Source organism: Hallella mizrahii (assembly GCF_009695775.1).
GTDB classification, from domain to species: domain Bacteria; phylum Bacteroidota; class Bacteroidia; order Bacteroidales; family Bacteroidaceae; genus Prevotella; species Prevotella mizrahii.
The window spans coordinates 1-19,830 of record NZ_VUNG01000052.1 but is presented as its reverse complement, the minus strand read 5'-3'; the positions used below and the strand labels follow the sequence as shown (position 1 = coordinate 19,830).

Genomic DNA, 19,830 nt, shown 5'->3' with positions numbered 1-19,830 from the left:
CGTTTCTTGTGTACGAACATGATGCAAAGATAGCTTGCGCCACCCAAAAATCCAAATACAAAGTGTCACTTTATTGATTTTTAATGATTTACGGCCGTTAACGGCTATTAACGTGGAAAACAGGCGCTGAAGGAGTAAGCGTTTGACGCTACTTCTCTAGAATATGAAAAAGGCAATCACCGCATTGTGGTGATTGCCTTTTTTTATATGTCGGGTATGAGACAAAACTGGTTAGTTCTAGTTTATTGTCGCTGTATGGATTGTTTTTTCATCATATGAGAGTGGGATAGTTATCAAAGACGTTTGGCTAGATTTGCTTTTTATCTTGTGTAACATAGGTATGTTACATGTCATACAATTATAGTGTTTCAACCTTAGTGCAACAAACGTCAATACCTGTTGCAACATATTGCCGTGTATATCTACAAGGTATTGATTAATTTTGTGCCGGAAAAGCTAAAATTAACATAATCAATCTAATCGTAGACCAAATGAAGTATCTAAATCTATTTGTGTTGAAGGCGATGCTGTTAGGCACGATGATGGTCAGTCCAGGACTTGCGGTCATGGCGCAAAACGGCTCCACGGTCGTTGGCTCTGTGGTCGACGAGAATGGTGAGCCAGTCATTGGTGCCACTGTGATGCTGAAAGGCCACAAGGGTGTCGCTACGGCTACCGATCTCGACGGTCATTTCAAGCTGGAGGTACCATCCAAGGGTGGCACCCTCGTGTTCTCGTACATCGGAATGCTCAACAAGGAAGCTCGTGTCTCCAGCAAACCCATGCAGGTCGTCATGCAGGAGAATGCCCGCCAGCTCAACGATGTTGTCATCGTGGGCTATGGCCAGCAGAAGAAGGCCTCTGTCGTGGGTGCCATCACACAGACCGATGCCAAGACGCTCGACCGCTACAGTGGCGTCCCCTCCTTGGGTCAGGCATTGACGGGAAACCTTCCCGGTGTGATCACCTCTTCCTCCACTGGTATGCCTGGTCAGGAAGATCCGAAGATCATCATCCGATCACAGACGTCTTGGAACAACAGCGACCCGCTCGTTCTTGTCGATGGAGTGGAGCGTCCGATGAACACTGTCGACCTTAGTTCCGTGCAGACAATTTCCGTTTTGAAGGATGCCTCGGCCACCGCCGTTTATGGTGTCAAGGGTGCCAATGGCGTTATCCTGATCACCACCAAGCGTGGTCAGGAGGGAACGGCACGCGTGCATGCCAAGGCCAACGCCACGGTGAAAGTCGTTTCAAAGTTGCCCAAGAAGTACGACAGCTATGACACGTTCCTTTTATTAAATGATGTCGTCGAGCACGAGCTTGCCATCTCACCCAATGCCTGGGGCAGCTACAAGCCCATGGCGATCATCAATAAATACCGCTATCCCGCCAACGCTGACGATTGGGACCGCTATCCCAACGTAGACTGGCAAAAAGAGCTCTTCCGCGACTATGCCATGTCGTACAATGCCAGTGTGGATGTCAGCGGCGGTACGAAAAACGTGAAGTACTTCACTTCTGTGGACTTCACCCATGAGGGTGACCTTTTCAAGAAGTTCGGCAACAACCGCGGCTATCATTCTGGTTTTGGTTACAACCGTATCAACATGCGTGCGAACCTTGACTTTGCTCTGACCCACACCACCAAGTTCTCTGTCAACTTATTCGGCAGCAATGGCGTGCGCCACTTCCCATGGGGCCAGGGCAGCGACTCCAACAGTTACTGGTCTGCCATCTACCACACGGCACCCGATGCCATGCGCCCTGTCTACAGCGACGGCACCTATGGCTTCTACGCTCCGCGTAACGCTGACGCTCTCAACTCTGTCAAACTGTTGGCAACGAGCGGTGACGAGAAGCTCACCAACACACAGATCACCACTGACTTCATTCTGGATCAGAAGCTCGACTTCGTCACCCGCGGACTGAGCTTCAACGCCCGCCTGTCGTTTGACAATACCATGGTGGAGAGCGGAAGAGGTATCGACGACCTCTATCACGATGCACAGGCTAAATGGATCAACCCCGACACGGGAGATGTCACGTGGCAGCAGGATCCCGACTACACCGAGACGGTCAGCTGGTCTGTCAACGGCGGTAGCGTCAACACTGGAGCCACCTACCGTAAACTCTATTATCAATTGCAGTTGAACTATGCCCGTGCCTTTGGTCTCCACAATGTGACAGCCATGGGATTGTTCTCCCGTGAGGACCGCGCTGCGGGTTCTGAATTCCACCACTATCGCGAGGACTGGGTGTTCCGTACCACCTACAACTATGCGATGCGCTATTTCTTCGAGTTCAATGGTGCCTACAACGGCAGTGAGAAATTCAACAACGATCACCGTTTTGCCTTCTTCCCCTCGCTTTCCGGTGGCTGGATGCTGACCGAGGAGCCCTTCATGAAACCCTTGCAGAAATATATCGATATGTTCAAGGTGCGTGCTTCCTGGGGTGTGATCGGTGATGACAACGTCGGTGGGCGTTGGCTCTATAAAGATACTTATTCTTATGGCGGAACCACCAAGATCGGCTCGCCGTTGAGCGACTCGCCGTATACTATCTACCGTCAGAGTCAGCTCGGCAACCCCAATGTGCGTTGGGAGACGGTGGAAAAGCGCAACCTTGGTTTCGACTTTGCATTTCTTCATGGCCTCGTAGCCGGTAGCTTCGATGTCTTTGCCGACCGGCGTAAGGATATTCTGATCGGTGGTGGCTCGCGTGCTATACCTACATACTTTGGTACCACAGCGCCCACAGCCAACCTCGGACGTGTCCACAGTCACGGTTGGGAGCTTGCCCTGCGCTTCAACAAGGTTTGGAACAGCGATTTCCGCACATGGGCCAACTTCAATATGACTCATGCTGTGAACAAAGTGATGTTCAAGGACGATCCACAGCTTCGTGCCGCCTACTTGAAGCAGGCCGGATACGCCATCGGGCAGGTGCGCAGCTATATCGACAAAGGCTTCATCACCAACTGGGATGAGCTCTACGGTAGTCCCGAGCGCGAGACCAACAACGGCAACAAGCTCGTGGGCGACTATCAGATCGCCGATTTCAACGCTGACGGTAGAATCACCTCTGACGATGTGGCTCCTTATAAATACACTCAGTTCCCTCAGAACACCTTCAGTACCACTGTCGGTGCCGAATGGAAAGGACTCAGCATCAGCCTCCAGTTCTATGGCGTGACCAATGTCACCCGTTACATTCAGTTCCCGACCTTTGCCCGTGAGATCCACGCCGCTTTCGACGAAGGCTCCTATTGGAATGCTGTGACCGGTTCCGGAAAGCTTACCTTGCCACGCTGGACCACAACTACGGACGGCAGTGCTTCGGGAACCCGCTACTTCTATGATGGCGCTTTCCTGAGATTGAAAAATGCCGAGATCGCCTATACCTTCAGAGGTGCGTGGGTACGGCGCCTCAACATTCGTGCCCTGCGCTTCTATCTCAATGGCGACAACCTGCTCTTGTGGACCAAGATGCCGGATGACCGTGAGTCCAACTTCAGCGGAGGAGACGGTGCCTATCCTACTGTGAGACGTTTCAATCTGGGTATGGACATCACCTTCTAAGCTATATATATAATAAGGTGTATGAAACCTGTTCTAAACACTGAATCATGAAAAAGATACTATATACTGCGATGTTTGCCATGGCCTTGTTGTCCATGACCACTTCGTGCAAGGATTACCTCGACAAATCGCCTTTGAGTGACATCAGCGAGGAGGATCCCTATAAGAACTATACCAATTTCCAAGGCTTCACCGAGGAACTCTACAACTGCATCCCCATGCTCACACAGTGTGACTACCACAGCTGCTGGAACTTCGGTGAGGATGTATATTGGCAGCCCTCCGAAACCCGTGTCTTCACTTATGCTGTAGACCAGGGCAACTACTGGGGATGGAACGATTGCTATTACTCTTTCTTCCACACGGGAGCACCCGGCACCACGGGCACTGACCGCTTCCAGAAAGGACATCTCTGGGGTCTGTCATGGTACGGCATCCGCAAAGCCAATGTGGGACTGGCCAACCTCGGCCTGCTCACCAATGCCACGCAGGAAGAGAAAAACCTCATTGCCGGACAGCTCTATTTCTTCCGTGGCTTCTTCCACTTCATGCTCATGCAGTACTGGGGCGGTCTGCCATATATCGATCAGGTCATTCCGGCTGATGCTGTGATGCGCTATCCTCGGCTGACTTATCAGGAGACTGCCGAAAAGGCTGCTGCTGACTTCCAGAAGGCTGCTGACCTTTTGCCCGTCGACTGGGACAAGACAACGGTAGGAAAAGCCACTGCCGGAAAGAACAATCTGCGTATCAACAAGATCATGGCTCTCTCGTTCTTAGGCAAGGATCTGCTTTGGGCAGGATCGCCATTGATGAATAAGGTCAGCACCGGCGACGCTAATTATAATAAGGAGTACTGCCAGCGGGCTGCAGAAGCCTTTGGACAGGTGCTCAAGATCTGCGATGAGACCGGACGCTATCAGTTGGCCGACTTCAAGGACTATTCCGAATTGTTCTATACCTACAACCAAAGCTATAAGCTGCCGGGACTGAAAGAGGCGATCTTCTTTGAGAACCCCAATGGCAACTGGCGTTGGAACATGGTCAACGACTTCCGTCCGTCAACGCTCAGTGGTTCGGGTATCAAGGTCTATCCTACGGCCAACTATGTCGACCTCTTCGGCATGGCTAACGGCAAGCCCATCAAAGACCCGACAAAGAAGGACCCTGACAGTGGGTACGACCCGGAGCACCCCTTCAAGAACCGTGACCCACGCTTCTACAAGGACATTATTTTCGATGGCGAGAAGTGCGTGAAAGACGGCAGTAAGGTCGGCAACAATGCCCATCGGCAGTATGCCTCTCTCTATACCGGCGGCACCTATCGCACCGCTACGCCTTCCAAAGACTGCTTCACCGGATACTTGAACATGAAGTTCACCAGCCAGTATTGCAACGACTGGGATGGATACCGCGAGAACAACAACATGGTGCTCAGCCTCATCCGCTTGGCCGATGTCTATCTGATGTATGCTGAGGCTGTCGCTGAGGGCTATGGTTCCGCTACCGCCACGGCCAAGGACTACACGATGAACGCCGTGACTGCTGTGAACAAGATCCGTGAGCGTGCCGGAGTGGGCGACGTAGCAGATGAATATCTTACCACCCTCGACGGCTTCATGAGCGAGCTGCGCCGTGAGCGTGCCGTGGAACTTGCGTTCGAAGGTCATCGCTGGACCGACCTGCGCCGCTGGCTGCTCGTCGACAAAGAGCCGTATACACTGAAGAAAGCTGTATACTTCGACCGCGCTAAAGACCAGACCGATGCCGAACGCTACAAGAATCCAGAGAACAACCATGTCGTCAACCTGCGTGAGGAAGTACTCTCTACGCGCCACTTCACTGAGAAGCACTACTGGTTGCCCTTCCTCAAGAGCGACGTGCAGATGTATCCCGAATTCAAGCAAAACCCAGGATGGGAATAACTTGTGTCTGGTAAACATTAAGAACAAATAAGAAGAATAATTCCATGAACAACAAGATTCTATATATCGCATTCGTCCTTGCCATGGCTCCTGCCCTGAGCCGTGCTCAGGCCCAGACGGTTGCTGACAGCACTGCCGCTCAGCAAGTTCATGTGGCCTTTGGCAAGGTCAACAAGAGCGATCTTCTTGGCGGTGTCAACGAAGTCAATGTGGCTGACCTGCTCAAGAAAGACTACCATGCCTACAGCCTCGACGGCATCAGTACCATGGTGGGTGGTTATAATGGCAGCATTTGGGGACAGTCTCCTTTGGTGCTTATCGATGGGGTGCCACGCGATGCTTCTGAGGTCGACGCTACCGAGGTGGAGACCGTCACCGTGCTGAAAGCTGCGTCTGCCGTAGCTCTCTATGGCTCACGCGGCAGCAAGGGCGTCGTGCTCATCACCACCAAGCGTGGCAAGGCACAACGGCTCACCATTGAGGCCCGGGCCAATGCCGGACTGTATGTGCCCAAGCGTTATCCCCACTATCTCGGCGCTGCTGAGTATATGAGTCTCTATAATGAGGCCTGTGATAACGATGGCATTGCACATCAATACTCTGATGCTGATATCTATAACACTGCTGCCGGGACGAATCCCTACCGTTATCCCGACATGAACTTCTACAGTTCTGACTATCTGCGTAAGGCCACCTTACGCACCGATGCCACAGCAGAGATCACTGGCGGCAACCAGCGGGCTACCTACTACGCCAACTTTGGCATGACCTATAACAACGGTCTCATTAAGTATGGTGGGCATCACAAAGACGACAACCTCAACTTCCGTGTCCGTGCCAACATCGATATGACCATCACAAGTTGGCTGAAGGCTTTCGCTAATGTAGGCGTGCATATTAATAATGCTTACACCTATCGTGGTGACTTTTGGGGAGCAGCTGCCAATCTTCGCCCCAACTGGTATTCAGGCTTGCTGCCCTTGGACATGATGGATATGAACAATGAGAATGTCAGCAACTTGGTATCGACAAGCAATCATATCATTAACGGCAAGTATATTTTGGGCGGTAATACTGTCAATCAAACCACGCTCTTCGGTGATATGCTGGCTGCGGGATATGTCAAAGACAAACGGCGTAACTTCCTCTTTGATGTGGGGGTGAACGCAGATCTGGGCATGATCACGCCGGGTCTGTCCTTCAAGTCAGCATTCAGCGTCGACTACTACGACTATTATTCTGAAGGCTACAAGGAGGGATATGCTGTCTATGAGCCTGTATGGGCTAATATGAATGGCAAGGACATGATCATTGACCTCAAGCAGTACGGCAAGGACAGCCGATCTGCCAGTGAGTATGTCGGTTCAAGTACCTATTACCAGACGATGACTTTCCGCACCCAGTTTGACTATAACCGTACTTTCGGCAAAGTCCACAATGTGGGGGCTACCCTGATGGGCTGGGGCTATCAGCGTCAAAACAGCAATGACAGCAGCCACAGCGGATCGTCGTATCACCGCACGACCAATGTCAATGCAGGCTTGCGTGCCACTTACAACTACAACCATCTCTACTATGCCGAGTTCGACGGTGCTCTTGTCCACTCTGCCAAGTTGGCTCCCGGACACCGCAACGCATTCTCGCCGAGTGCCACGCTCGGTTGGCGCTTCGGTCAGGAGAAGTGGTTCAAGAACGCACTACCTTTTGTCGATGACGCAAAGATCGACGCTTCCTACAGCGTGCTCAACCAAGATCTGGATATCAGCGACTACTACATGTACAAAGGCTACTACGACAACAAGGGTGGCTGGTATCAATGGGAAGACGCGTCGCAGGGTGGTTTCTGCAATACTTCGAAGCGCGGCACCAACACCGACCTCGGCTTTGTCAAGCGCAAGGAGTGGCGTATCGGTCTCGACGCTTCGCTGTGGAACGGCCTGCTGACGGTTGACATGAACTACTTCCATCAGCTCACCGACGGTCTTCTCACCCAGGGTGCCTCTACTGTCTATCCTGCTTGGTTCAACGGCAACGGCTCGTTCCTGCCCTACCTCAACTACAATCAGGATCAGCGCTCAGGCTTTGACTTTACGGTAAAGGCCGACAAGCACTTCGGGAAGCTCGAGGCTATCCTCGGAATTAGTGGTATGGTCTATTCTTCCAACGCCAAGAGACGCGACGAGGTATGGAGCGAGGATTATCTCTACCGCCAAGGTCATGCACTGGACGCTCAGTGGGCCTATGTCTGTGAAGGATTCTTCAACGATGAGGCCGACATTGAGAACCACGCCAAGCAGACCTTTGGTGAGGTAAAACCTGGCGATTTGAAGTACAAAGACATCAACAACGATGGTGTCATAGACAGCAAAGACCAGATTGACTTGGGTAAAGCCGGATGGGGAGCCACTCCTTTTGTCTATGGCTTCAACCTCACGCTGAAATACAACCGCTTCACTTTCTATGTCGACGGCACTGGCAACATGGGTGGCATTGGCTTTAAGAACAGCAGCTACTATTGGCTCAAAGGCACAAGCAAATACACTGCCGTGGCCCGTGGACGCTGGACTCCGGAGACGGCCGCTACAGCTACCTATCCCCGCCTGACCACAAAGGACAACAGCAACAACCTGCGCAACTCTACCTTCTGGCTGAAGAGCACAGACCGTTTCGACCTTGGACGTGTACAGCTCACCTACGATTTGCCCGACAACTGGTTCACCGGCAAGGTGGTCAGCGGCATGAGCATCTACGCACTGGCCGAAGGACTCTTCACCATCTCCACCGATAAAGTGTGGCGCGAGACAGCTGTAGGCGGCGCACCTTACAACCGGTTCTACAACCTCGGTGTGAAGCTTTCGTTTTAATCAACTTCTTAAGTAATTGCATTATGAGATTTAAATATTTCATTCCTGTCCTTGCTTCGGCAGCATTGCTGCTCACGGCGTGCGATGATGTGTTCACGCCCGCCATCGAAAACTTCAAGGACATCGACATGGTCAACAAGGAGCCTGATTTTGCAAAGGGCTTCCTGATTACCGCCTACCGCACTTTGCCCGGCTATTACGACAACAGCGACGTGGCTACTGACGATGCTGTCACCAACGGCAAGAGCGACTCTTACATGAAAGTGGCCACAGGTTCGTGGACAGCTTCCTTCAATCCTTTCGACCGCTGGACTGCCGACTACAGTGCTATCCAGTATCTCAACACCTTCCTCGACAAGGTGGATGGCGTGAGATTTGTCAAGACTTCAGCTGTTGTGGACAGTCTGATGAAGGTTCGTATGAAAGGTGAGGCCTATGGACTGCGTGCCATCCACCACTATTTCCTGTTGCGCGCTCATGCTGGATTCTCTGAAGATGGAAAATTGCTCGGTGTGCCTATCCACAATTCTTCCATCGGGGCCAACAGCAACTTCAATGAGGAGCGTCCGTCGTTCCAGACTTGTGTCGATTCGATCCTGGCTGACTTTGACCGTGCCGAGAAACTTCTTCCTGAAGAGTATGGCGACATCTCGTCGGAGTCTCAGATTCCAGAGAAATATCGTACGGTGACCACCGACCCGGCACTCTACAACCGTGCCATGGGCAATGTGGCCCGTCAATTGGTCAACGGCCTGATCATTCAGTCGTTCCGCTCCCGTCTGCTGTTGATGGCGGCCAGCCCTGCTTATCAGGATGCAAGCAACAAAGCTACATGGGAGCAGGCTGCCAACGCTGCCGCTACGGTGGTCGACTATGCCATGGGACCTGAGGGACTGAGCCAGACAGGTGAGACCTACTACACCAACACTGATGAGATCGCTGCTCTTAAAGAGGGTAGCAATCCCGATGAGATCATCTGGAGAGAGAATGTTTCCTCTAACAATTCCAGTGACGAAGAGTACAACTATCCTCCCTCGCTCTTCGGTAGGGGATATATCAATCCTACACAGAATCTCGTCGATGCCTTCCCCATGGCCAACGGCTATCCTATTGCTGACGCACGCAGCGGCTACGACAGCAAGAACCCGTATGCCGGACGCGATCCACGATTGGCTAAGTACATCATATACAATGGTGCTAAGGAAGGACCGAAAAACACGGTTATCTACACGGGCAGCAAGCTCGGAACCGATGATGGCGTCAATGTAAAGGAGACATCTACCCGCACTGGCTACTATATGAAGAAGCGTTTGAACATGAATGTCAACTGCAATCCTACTTCCAAGTCAGGAGTAAACCGTTACAACCCACGCATCCGCTATACCGAGATTTATCTCAACTATGCCGAGGCTGCTAATGAGGCTTGGGGACCACAGGGCAATGGCACACACAGCTATTCTGCCTATGACATCATCAAAGCCATCCGTCATCGCGCCGGACTCACCGACGACAGCTATCTCGACGAGTGCGCTCAGTCGAAGGACAAGATGCGCGAACTCATCCACAACGAGCGTCGTCTGGAGCTCTGCTTCGAGAGCTTCCGCTTCTGGGATTTGCGTCGTTGGAAAGACAACCTCAATGTCACGGCTCAGGGCGTCGACTGGGGCACGGAGTCTTACACGCCGCTGACCGCTGTAGAGAAACGTGACTATCAGGACTATATGTACTTTGGCCCTATCCCACAGTCAGAGACGCTGAAATACAGCAATCTGAAACAGAACAAGGGTTGGAAATAACAGATCAGCCTCTCTGACGCTTTTTAAGAGAGAGGGAGACAACCCCTCTCTTACTCTCCCCTAAGTGGGGGGATATGAAGTAATAATTAGTTTCTTCCTTTCTCTTAGAAAGAGTTTGGAGAATAGCAAAGAACTTAAAATGAAGAAAACAATGAATAAGCATTTCGTTCTCAAATACATTCCACTGCTTGCCCTTCCTATGTTGCTGGGCCTGACATCTTGCCATAGTGGTGATCAGGAGTTTCCTGACTATGGCTCGACCAGTGTGTACTTTTCCAACCAAGGCTATGTGCGCACCATCGAGTTGGGTGAGGACTTGGAAGTGGATCTCACCAACGACAACAACCATGAGTTCAGTCTCAACGCCGCCATGGGTGGAGGCTACGGCAACAAGCGCGACATCAAAGTGAGCTTTGCCGTGGATCCCACGCTGCTCGACAGCAAAAGCTTCGACGACGGCACGCCGATGACGTTGTTGCCCAGCGACTATTATCAGTTGGAGAGCAACACGATGGTGATCCCGTCGGGTAAGATACAAGGTGGCGTGAAGGTGAAGCTCACCGATGCCTTCTTCGCTGACCCGCTGGCTACAACCCGCCACTATGTGCTTCCCGTGCGCATCACCAATGTGGAGGGTGCCGACAGCGTGCTGGAGTCAAAGAACTATGTGCTCTGTGCCGTGAAGTTTGTCAATCCCTGGCAGGCCACTTACCTGCGTCGTGGCGTGGATGTCATCACCAACGCCGATGGCACACAGACCACAGAGGTGCGCCATGCACAGTATGTCGAGAATGACGAGCTGATGAACCTTACCACGCTTGGCTTTAACGCTGCAGCGATGAATGTTTCGTTAAAAGACGCAAGCGGCAAGGCAACAACTTGCAAACTGCAACTGCTCTTCAACGGCAACGAATGCAAGATCAGTGCGCTCACCGAGGGCTTCACTGCTGATGGCAGCGGTTTGTTTGTAGCGAAGGGCGAGAAGCAGAGCATGGGCGGCAAGGACCGCAATGCGCTCTATCTCAAATATACTGTCAGCTCTGCTGCTTTGGGCAAGTCGGTCACCACGACAGACACGCTCGTGGTGCGTGACCGCGGCATTGTGCCGGAGTATTTCACACCTAAAGACAAATAGGCGCACAGAAAGATCAGATAGTGCTTTTGTCAAGAATTGGAGAAACCGAAAGTTTCTCCGATTCTTGGCAGCACAAAGACAGCCTATAATCAATTCTTAAAATTCAAGAATCAATGAATATGACGAAATACAAGATCCAGACAGTTCTTGCCGCAGGCCTTTTCCTGTTGGCAGGATGTGCGGATGAATATCAGTCGGACTATCAGACCGACCAGCCTGCCGATGTTGCATTGACCAACTATGTAGGCAGTTTCGACGTGCTGAAAGCTTATGCCGGTTCCATGCATATTGGTGCTGAGGTGCCTATGTCTACGTTAGGCTCGCACAATACAGCCTACAGCCAGTTGCTCACCAACTTCTCTGATGTGCAGCCGACTGATGCCTTCACCCATGCGGCTACGGTGAGTGATATGGGAAAAGTGGATTCTACGCGTGCTGTTGATGCTTTAGCCGAGGCCAGTAACGCCCAACTGACGGTGATGGGAGGCGTGCTCTCTTCACCGCTGTCTACGCAGACGAGCTATATGAGCAGTGTGACGGCAGATACCTATGTGCCAGGCAGTACGAAAGTAGGAGACTTCAAAGTTGTCGATTTCAACGATATGGCTCTCGGAACGAAGATTAACGGTTCCGGTGGTACGCCTGCCGAGGTAGTCCAAGATCCCAATGGTGAGAAAGGACACGTGCTGCACTATACAGCAGCTTTCAACCATTGCTTTGTGAATGTCAAGCTGCCAGAGGGTATGACACTCGGGGATATTACGGAAGGCTATTGCGACTATATGTTGTTGAGCACCGGATGGGTTCCTGCCTCTGTGGTGAAAGTCGTGGTGGACGGAACCACTATCGAAGGCTCTGCAACCAATGCAGTAGGGCAGGGCATAGAGAAAGGCAAATGGGGCATTTACCATTTTAGCCTTGAAGGCATCCAGGATAAATTGTCAGCTGAGCAGAAAGCTGCCAAATCGTTCCAGTTAGGTATCGGTGATGTCTGCTCCAATCCTAACTACTATATAGGTGCCATCACACTCACGGGAAGCTATAGCACAGTCGGCCACTATGAGCCGCGTCCTTTGGCAGAGAAGCAGGCTGATGCCCGTAAGGCCTTGAACACATACATGAAGACCGTTGTGGGCGGTTATGGCGACAAGGTGAAGACTTGGATCCTTGCTGCTGACTATCTCGCAGGGCAGGGACATCAGGGTCGTCTGCTCACTTCCAAGGACGACGATACACATTATTATATTAATGAGTATCTTGGTGATGACTTTGTCGTGGACTTGGCAAAGATGGCAAAGAGTTATCAGAACGACGCTGTGTTGTTCTATAGTGATAATGATCTTGACCGCGATGCGACGAAACTTGCTAACTTGGAAACGATGATCAAGGAGTGGAACGACAAGGGTGCCGGGCTTGCCGGTGTCAACGCTGAAGTGCATCTGCGCTACAATGCTGGCCAGTTGTCTGCTTACAAGGAAGGTATCGACAACATGCTGAAAGCATTGGTTGCCACCGGTCTGAAGGTTCGCCTCTCTGGACTTGACATGGAGGCTGTGGACGATAATGGAAAGGTGATCCCTGTCAAAAAGCTTTCCGAATCCGATATCAAGGCCATGGCAGACTACTACGACTATGTCGTCAGCCAGTATATTTCCCTTGTTCCGGAGGCTCAGCGCTATGGACTCTCGTTCTCGGATTATACGTCAGACGGCAACCACATCGGTTTGTGGTCGGGATCCTACAACCGTCAGTCAACCTATGCCGGTGTTGCCAGCGGACTGCAAGGGACAACAGCTCAGTGGCCGACCGAATAAACTACGTGTCTATCGTATGCTATTTTATCAAGAATAGAAGAAGTGGGGAACCAATCTGCTGATATGTACATATCAAAACGGGAAGACTTCTCCAGTTCTCTATTCTTGATAGAGTTTTGTCTCTGAATCTAACAGGAGCCTCTTCGCTCGAATTATATATCTACTAATGAATATCCTATGAAAACAATCTTACGCAATCTCTTATTATTATGCCTCTTGGCCTTGAGCTTGTCAGTGAGCGGTCAGCAGCGCCGACCCATTGACTCGCGTCATCCTCTGTGGCTGATTCATGTCGACGTTTGGAATAAAGCCAATCCTCAGGCAATCATTGACATGATCCCCCAGGACATCCGTCCCTTTGTCTGCATGAACCTCTCACTCTCTTGTTCGTACGACACAGAAAAGAATGTCTATAAGATGCCGCAAAATGGCGTGGCCACATATAAGTCATGGGCTACTGTTTGCCAGCAAAACGGCATGTGGTTTACTTGCCAGCCAGCCAGTGGCGGACACACACATATCCAAGACACTGACCTCGACACTTTTGAATATTTCTTCAAGCACTATCCTAATTTCCTCGGATGGAACTATGCCGAACAGTTTTGGGGATTTGACGAGAAAGGAGACAAGAGTTCGAGTACTCAGGAGTCTCGTATCGCGCTATTTGCCAAGCTTGTGAAGATGTCGCACAAATATGGTGGCTTCCTCACCATCAGCTTCTGCGGCAACATCTGGTCGCACGCCTTGTCACCGGTAGGTATGCTCAAGCGCAATGCCGATTTACTCGCTGCCTGCGAGAAATATCCCGAGGCGATCCTATGGCTCTATAAATACACGACGACATCGTGCTTCTACAATACCGAGAGTGTCACATGGGGACCCTATATCGCCGGTTTGGCCAACAACTATGGCGTACGCTACGACAACTGTGGATGGAACGGTGCGCTCAGCGTGTTGCTTGGCGATGACAATGGAAAGAAATATCCGGTAGCAGCCGGACTCTCCACGGTCATGGAGCAGAGCTGCGTCAACGGTGGTGCTGTCTGGGACGGGCCGGAGCTCATCTGGACGGAAGATATCAAGAATCTCGACAACACAAAGGTTAACGGCTACACACATCGTAACTGGGGCTTCTTTCCCGGCTTCCAAAATGTGTGGGTGGACATGTTCCGCAAGATCATCGACGGTTCTCTCTATATCCCTACACGGCAGGAAGTGCTCGGAAAGACAAAGATCGTCGTTGTCAATGACATCAACACCGGAAACATCGAGAACCAATATGGCGGATGGAACGACCTGTACGACGGGTTGTATAAGCAGGAAGATCCTATGAACAAGGGCAATGGTTACTTCATGGATAACCTTACATGGTTCAAGAAGACCGGTCGCTACGGTGCCATTCCTATCGTGCCGGAGCTTCATGACAATCTTGCCAAGGCGATCCCACTGCAAATAAAGAAGTCGGCAAAATGGTCAAGCCAGCGCGATAAGCTTAAGGACTTTAATGCGCAGTACCCTGTGGTGAGCACGGGTGACCTCTATGTCAACCGCTACCGCAACCAGCTGATCACCTACACGCCCTACTCCTATTTTAATAAGAAACGGACAGCAACGGCAACGATACCTTTGCAGTATAACACTTGCAAGGAGTTGCAGTTGACTTGGGGCATGCTCACGGCTGCCGCTGTAAGAGAATATGCTGACCATATCAACTTCTATCTCAACAACTATCGTGTTGATACCATCGCACCGGTAACCGACAAGATTGTCGTCAAGGGCGCAACAGCGAAGCCAAGCTATACCTATACGGTGGGTACGGAAGTGATTCCTGCTACAGTAGCCGGCAATCAGCCACAGGCCACGCTCTCAGACACTTGGGATGCCGCAACGGGTACATACACGCTGCTTGTCTCGCACTGTGGCTCGGTCAACATCAAGTTGAGTTGTCAAGGCAACGCCACCGGACGCAGCACCGACTATCTCCCCGATACTTCCTTGGAGAGTCCCAAGCAGCCTGAGGCATACGCCGGTCCCGTCACCATCGAGGCTGAGGACATAGACTATCGCTCTATTCAGGAGTGCTGTCTGAGCCCCTACAATGTTCATCCCGACGAGCGCGGCAATGCGGGCAATGGCTACATCATCATGGGAACCAGCAAGAATGGCAGTTTACGTCACGTGTTCAATGCCAATGTCGGCGGTAACTATCGTGTGACTTTGCGCTATATGAACACCGACAAGAAGGGTAACTTGAAACTGAATGTGAACGGCACGGAGAAGAAAGTGGGCTGCGCGGTCACCGGCAACAACAATTGGAGCACGGTGAGCCTCGGCTTCCAGTTCAACAAAGGTGCCAACACGCTGACGATCGACAACATCAGCGGTACGAATCTCTGCCTTGATCAGGTTGTCTATGAGCCAACCACTGAGCAGGTCAAAGACGATGTCGCCTTTGAGGATGAGCCCGATGAGCCCATTACTCCATCGGATCCTGCCTATCCGTATGTCGTGCTTAAAGACAACTTCGCACAGGAAGGTGGTGGCAAGGTGCCACAAGGTTGGGTAATGGCCGATGGCGACAAGATTGTCTCTCCTGGCACCTATGGCTCTGGCCCTCGTATCTTTCAATTCCCGGAAGGCAGTACGTTTACCTATGGACTGTATGTGCGCACGCCGTCCTCCAATGACGGTTATGGTATTTATGGCACGATGCCGGGCTATCAAGTGCCTTTGAAATCCTCGGCAAAATACTGTTTGGGTCTTGACGCCGTTGCTTGGAAAGATACGCCTTACTTAAAGGTAGAGGTTCTTGACGAGAACAACACTGTGATCAAGAGCACGATAGTTCCCTGCAAGCCTAATCTGGAAGGATCGACAACGAACGTTTTCACGGGTGCCACTCATGTCTCTCTCGGCTTCACGGTGCCAAAAGACGGAAACTATCTCTTCCGCTTCAGTCCTGTGCTCAATGAGGACGGTGACGGAGGCTACTGGCGCGAGGCGATGATCGGAAATATTGTGCTAACCTCTGACACACCTTCGACAGGTATACGCAATCTGTTGTTCGATGCCAGGAATGCCGGAAAAACTTACGATCTGAGTGGACGTCAGGTAAGCGGAAAGGCGACCGGCGTCATTATCAAGAACGGGCATAAGTACATCTCGAAGTAGCAGAAGGAATTGCTAAGACAGCTATGATGATTACAAGAGTTTGAGAATGAGAGAATAAATATCCGTGCATGGATTTCATATTTCGGCTTTAAGGTTCTTTTTCAAAAAGAAGCAGTGAGATTCGTGCCGGAGTATATTCTCTTATTCTCAGATTTTTAATGAGTGAGATCATCCTTTTATCAAATAACAACTAATAACAACAGCACTATGAAGAAAATTTTATCTCTTTGTGTAGCTCTTCTTGCAGCTACTCAAATGTTTGCCAGCTTTGTGCCGAAATTTGGCGAAAATGGCAAATGCACCATTTCGCTCTCTGACCTCAAAGCAACAGATGGCGTGACGATTGACGCTAAGGCTGGGACGATCACCAGCGATGGCAAGGGCGAGTTCTATCTCGATCTGCCTGCTGAGGGCGTGGATCTGTCCGCCTGCACAAACCTGATCGTTGATCACGAAGGCGATGACATCGTTCAGCTCCTGCTGGTGGAAGATGCCAAAAGTGGCAAGGTCGGCGGCTTTTACAGCAGCAAGTACAACCTCGACCTGACGCAATACGCTGACAAGACCAGTGCTGTCAACAAGATGGAATGGCACTGCAATGTTGCTGGCACGATGACGGTGAAGTCCATCACACTGACCAAGAAAGTGGAGTCCCACTTCCAGTATAAGGCTGATGAGATCGCGCTCACTGAAGTGTTCTTCCATGCATGGAGTGCCCCGACAGACGGTGAGGACCAAGGCAAGGTTCCGTGTACGTTGGCGCTGAACCAAGAGTTGAGTGCCGGTGATCTGGTATATGGCAACGTCAATGTCGACTACTTACAATATGCTCCTCTCGACGGTTTCAAAGAGATCCGCATCTATGGTGACCCCGGTCTTAAATATCGTGTGCTGCTCAATCGTGAGACTGCTGGTGGAAAACTCGTTGAATTGGATCCCGAGGGTGATGAAAACGGCCTTGCCGTCTGCGATATCTCGTCACTGCCCTACGTTCATCTCAATGCCATTAAACTGGCATGGGGATCCTCTAAGGGCGTTGTCAAAGGACTTTGTGTCTCCACGACCGCGACAGGTATTCGTGAATGTCATGTTGCCAATGAGCAAGACATCATAGTCTCCTATAACCTTGCAGGGCAAAAGGTGAACCGCAATGCCAAAGGACTGATCTTGCAAAAGACAAAGGACGGAAAAGTCATCAAGCGAATTGTACGCTAAGTCTGGAATTTGTATCTCATGGCATTATTTAAGCTGTAGGGAGGGAATGCTGAGAAGCATTTCTTCCCTTTGTTGTGTTTAGGCCTAATTCAGCTATAATTTTTTTGTAAATAAGTCATTTACATCATGTTTATAGGTAAAAAGATACATTTCTCATGTTGATTTTGTCTCATAATCGTTACCTTTGCATTTGTAAAAAGTTGCGGATGCAACGTAAGCACTATTCAGTAAATACCGATGACCAATAAATAAAACTCGAGACCAAAAACTAAAATTACTACAATGAAGAAATCAATGTTCTTAACAGGCTTACTACTTTTAGCCTCTTTAGCTTCTCACGCCCAGCAGTTTGCCGTGCCGGTGGCTGAGTCTCAAGAGAAGATGATGGAAGGAAAGTTCGCTCCCACATGGAGTTCGTTGGAAAGTCAATATCAAGTGCCGGAGTGGTTCAGCAATGCCAAGTTCGGCATTTGGGCGCACTGGGGACCGCAGTGCGTGGAGGGCTCGGGTGACTGGATGGCCCGGTCGATGTACCAAGAGGGCTCGGCGGCGTGGAAATACCACCGTGAGCACTATGGCCACCAGTCGGAAGTAGGTTTTAAAGACATACTGCCGCTGTTCAAGGCCGAGCATTGGAATCCCGACTCGCTCGTGGCCTACTACAAGAGTTTGGGGGCACAGTATTTCTTTGCCCTTGGCAATCATCATGACAATTTCGACCTTTGGGACTCGAAATACCAGCCGTGGAACTCCAAGAACATTGGACCGCACAAGGATATCCTTGAAGGCTGGGCAAAAGCGGCAAGGAAGTACGGGCTAAAGTTTGGTGTTTCCCTTCATGCTGATCATGCGTGGACTTGGTATGAGCCATCGCGCCGCTATGACCGCTCAGGCAGCAAGATGGGCGTGTCTTATGATGGTTGCATGACAAAAGCCGACGGAAAAGGTAAGTGGTGGGAAGGACTGGACCCACAAGACCTCTACCAGCAAGACCATCCGCTGAGTAAAGGGTCATGGGCCGACGGCATGATACACCGGCAATGGGACTGGAGCAATGGTGCGGCCATGCCGTCACAGAAGTTTGTCACAAACTTCTACAACCGTACGCTCGACGTCATCAACCGATACAATCCTGACCTGCTCTACTTCGATGTCACGGTGCTGCCTTTCTGGCCTGTCAGTGATTGTGGTCTGAAAATCGCTGCTGACTTCTACAACCACAATATGGCTACCCATCATGGCAAGCTGACGGCTGTGATGTTCGGCAAGATTCTCGATGACCAGCAACGCAAAGGTATCACCTGGGATGTGGAGCGCGGCGCGCCTAACCATATCATCGACCGCCCTTGGCAAACGTGTTCCTGCATCGGCGGCTGGCACTACAACACTGAGATCTATGAAAAGAACCAGTATAAGTCGGCGGCACAAGTGGTGAAGCTGCTTGTCGACGTGGTCAGCAAAAACGGCAATCTGCTGCTCTCCGTGCCACTTCGCAGCGACGGCACCTTCGACGAGAAAGAGAAAGCCATCCTCGACGAGTTTGGCGCATGGATGCGGGTGAACAAAGAGAGCATCATCGGCACACATCCTTGGAAGATTTTTGGCGAGGGGCCGATTGCTGATTCTGACATCAAACTCAATGCGCAGGGATTCAACGAGGGTTCCTACACACGGGCGGGATCAGCAGAGATCCGCTTCACACAGAAAGGCAATACCCTCTACGCCACTGCCTTGGCATGGCCTGCCGATCATCGGGTGGTCATCAAGAGCCTGGCTTTGCATTCACCACACTACGAGGGCAAGGTGAAGTCTGTCCATCTGTTGGGCTATGGCAAGGTAGCCTTCCGTCAGACGGAAGATGGACTGGTGGTCGAGCTGCCAGAGAAACCCTGCAATACCATTGCGCCGGTGCTGAGTGTGAAATAGTTGCCTATTCTTCGATTTTTTCGGCGGATGACATCCACTTCGCTTTTGTGGTATTCCCCTTTTAACGTCTCGGTGGGTTCGTAGGGGCAGGGTTTATCCCTGCCCTAACCCCCTTGAAGGTAATCATTCCATCCTCCTGTGCCACAATTTTTTATGTCTTTTGCGGGGTTAGGGCAGGGATGAACCCTGCCCCTACGCGCGGATGACATCCACTTCGCTTTTGTGGTATTCCCCCTGTTAACGTTTCGGTGGGTTCGTAGGGGCAGGGTTTATCGAGGCTGCTGCCAAACTAATTTGTCTAGATGTTTATGCACAGAGCCTGTTTCTATGCATCCGATATACCGTATTTATGTCGCTGTTTCCTTGCATATGTCCCGTTTTTTTTGTACCTTTATACCAT

9 protein-coding genes are annotated in these 19,830 nt (G+C 51.1%); all 9 read left to right on the top strand.

The window, feature by feature from the left end; all coding sequences use genetic code 11:
* The first annotated feature begins 491 nt into the window (after positions 1 to 491).
* The 9 genes from FYJ73_RS14150 (at position 492) to FYJ73_RS14110 (ending at position 19,430) form a co-directional block, all read left to right on the top strand.
* Positions 492 to 3,584, top strand: a complete 3,093-nt coding sequence (locus tag FYJ73_RS14150) for a SusC/RagA family TonB-linked outer membrane protein (RefSeq protein WP_154535391.1) — start codon at positions 492 to 494, stop codon at positions 3,582 to 3,584.
* A gap of 47 nt (positions 3,585 to 3,631) precedes the next feature.
* Positions 3,632 to 5,509, top strand: a complete 1,878-nt coding sequence (locus tag FYJ73_RS14145; protein WP_154535390.1) for a RagB/SusD family nutrient uptake outer membrane protein — start codon at positions 3,632 to 3,634, stop codon at positions 5,507 to 5,509.
* Between the two features lie 44 nt (positions 5,510 to 5,553).
* Positions 5,554 to 8,373, top strand: a complete 2,820-nt coding sequence (locus tag FYJ73_RS14140; RefSeq protein ID WP_154535389.1) for a SusC/RagA family TonB-linked outer membrane protein — start codon at positions 5,554 to 5,556, stop codon at positions 8,371 to 8,373.
* Between the two features lie 23 nt (positions 8,374 to 8,396).
* The gene (locus FYJ73_RS14135; protein ID WP_154535388.1) at positions 8,397 to 10,169 is read left to right on the top strand and encodes a RagB/SusD family nutrient uptake outer membrane protein; all 1,773 of its coding nucleotides are present in this window, start codon (positions 8,397 to 8,399) and stop codon (positions 10,167 to 10,169) included.
* Positions 10,170 to 10,320: 151 nt separating this feature from the next.
* Complete coding sequence (locus tag FYJ73_RS14130; RefSeq protein WP_206081795.1) at positions 10,321 to 11,304, top strand: DUF5627 domain-containing protein; 984 nt, start codon at positions 10,321 to 10,323, stop codon at positions 11,302 to 11,304.
* Positions 11,305 to 11,423: 119 nt separating this feature from the next.
* The gene (locus FYJ73_RS14125; RefSeq protein WP_206081794.1) at positions 11,424 to 13,118 is read left to right on the top strand and encodes an endo-1,4-beta-xylanase; all 1,695 of its coding nucleotides are present in this window, start codon (positions 11,424 to 11,426) and stop codon (positions 13,116 to 13,118) included.
* 177 nt (positions 13,119 to 13,295) lie between these two features.
* Positions 13,296 to 16,289 carry a glycoside hydrolase family 98 domain-containing protein gene (locus FYJ73_RS14120; RefSeq protein WP_154535385.1) on the top strand — a complete coding sequence of 998 codons (2,994 nt, stop codon included), beginning with the start codon at positions 13,296 to 13,298 and terminating at the stop codon, positions 16,287 to 16,289.
* A gap of 207 nt (positions 16,290 to 16,496) precedes the next feature.
* On the top strand, positions 16,497 to 17,504 hold the full coding sequence (locus tag FYJ73_RS14115) for a hypothetical protein (protein WP_154535384.1): 1,008 nt from the start codon (positions 16,497 to 16,499) through the stop codon (positions 17,502 to 17,504).
* Between the two features lie 282 nt (positions 17,505 to 17,786).
* The gene (locus tag FYJ73_RS14110) at positions 17,787 to 19,430 is read left to right on the top strand and encodes an alpha-L-fucosidase (protein WP_154535383.1); all 1,644 of its coding nucleotides are present in this window, start codon (positions 17,787 to 17,789) and stop codon (positions 19,428 to 19,430) included.
* Positions 19,431 to 19,830: the final 400 nt, after the last annotated feature.

Bases quoted from the DNA above. Each gene is read 5' to 3' on its own strand.
- FYJ73_RS14150 (WP_154535391.1), top strand. From the start codon at position 492: ATGAAGTATCTAAATCTATTTGTGTTGAAGGCGATGCTGTTAGGCACG.
- FYJ73_RS14145 (WP_154535390.1), top strand. From the start codon at position 3,632: ATGAAAAAGATACTATATACTGCGATGTTTGCCATGGCCTTGTTGTCC.
- FYJ73_RS14140 (WP_154535389.1), top strand. From the start codon at position 5,554: ATGAACAACAAGATTCTATATATCGCATTCGTCCTTGCCATGGCTCCT.
- FYJ73_RS14135 (WP_154535388.1), top strand. From the start codon at position 8,397: ATGAGATTTAAATATTTCATTCCTGTCCTTGCTTCGGCAGCATTGCTG.
- FYJ73_RS14130 (WP_206081795.1), top strand. From the start codon at position 10,321: ATGAATAAGCATTTCGTTCTCAAATACATTCCACTGCTTGCCCTTCCT.
- FYJ73_RS14125 (WP_206081794.1), top strand. From the start codon at position 11,424: ATGACGAAATACAAGATCCAGACAGTTCTTGCCGCAGGCCTTTTCCTG.
- FYJ73_RS14120 (WP_154535385.1), top strand. From the start codon at position 13,296: ATGAAAACAATCTTACGCAATCTCTTATTATTATGCCTCTTGGCCTTG.
- FYJ73_RS14115 (WP_154535384.1), top strand. From the start codon at position 16,497: ATGAAGAAAATTTTATCTCTTTGTGTAGCTCTTCTTGCAGCTACTCAA.
- FYJ73_RS14110 (WP_154535383.1), top strand. From the start codon at position 17,787: ATGAAGAAATCAATGTTCTTAACAGGCTTACTACTTTTAGCCTCTTTA.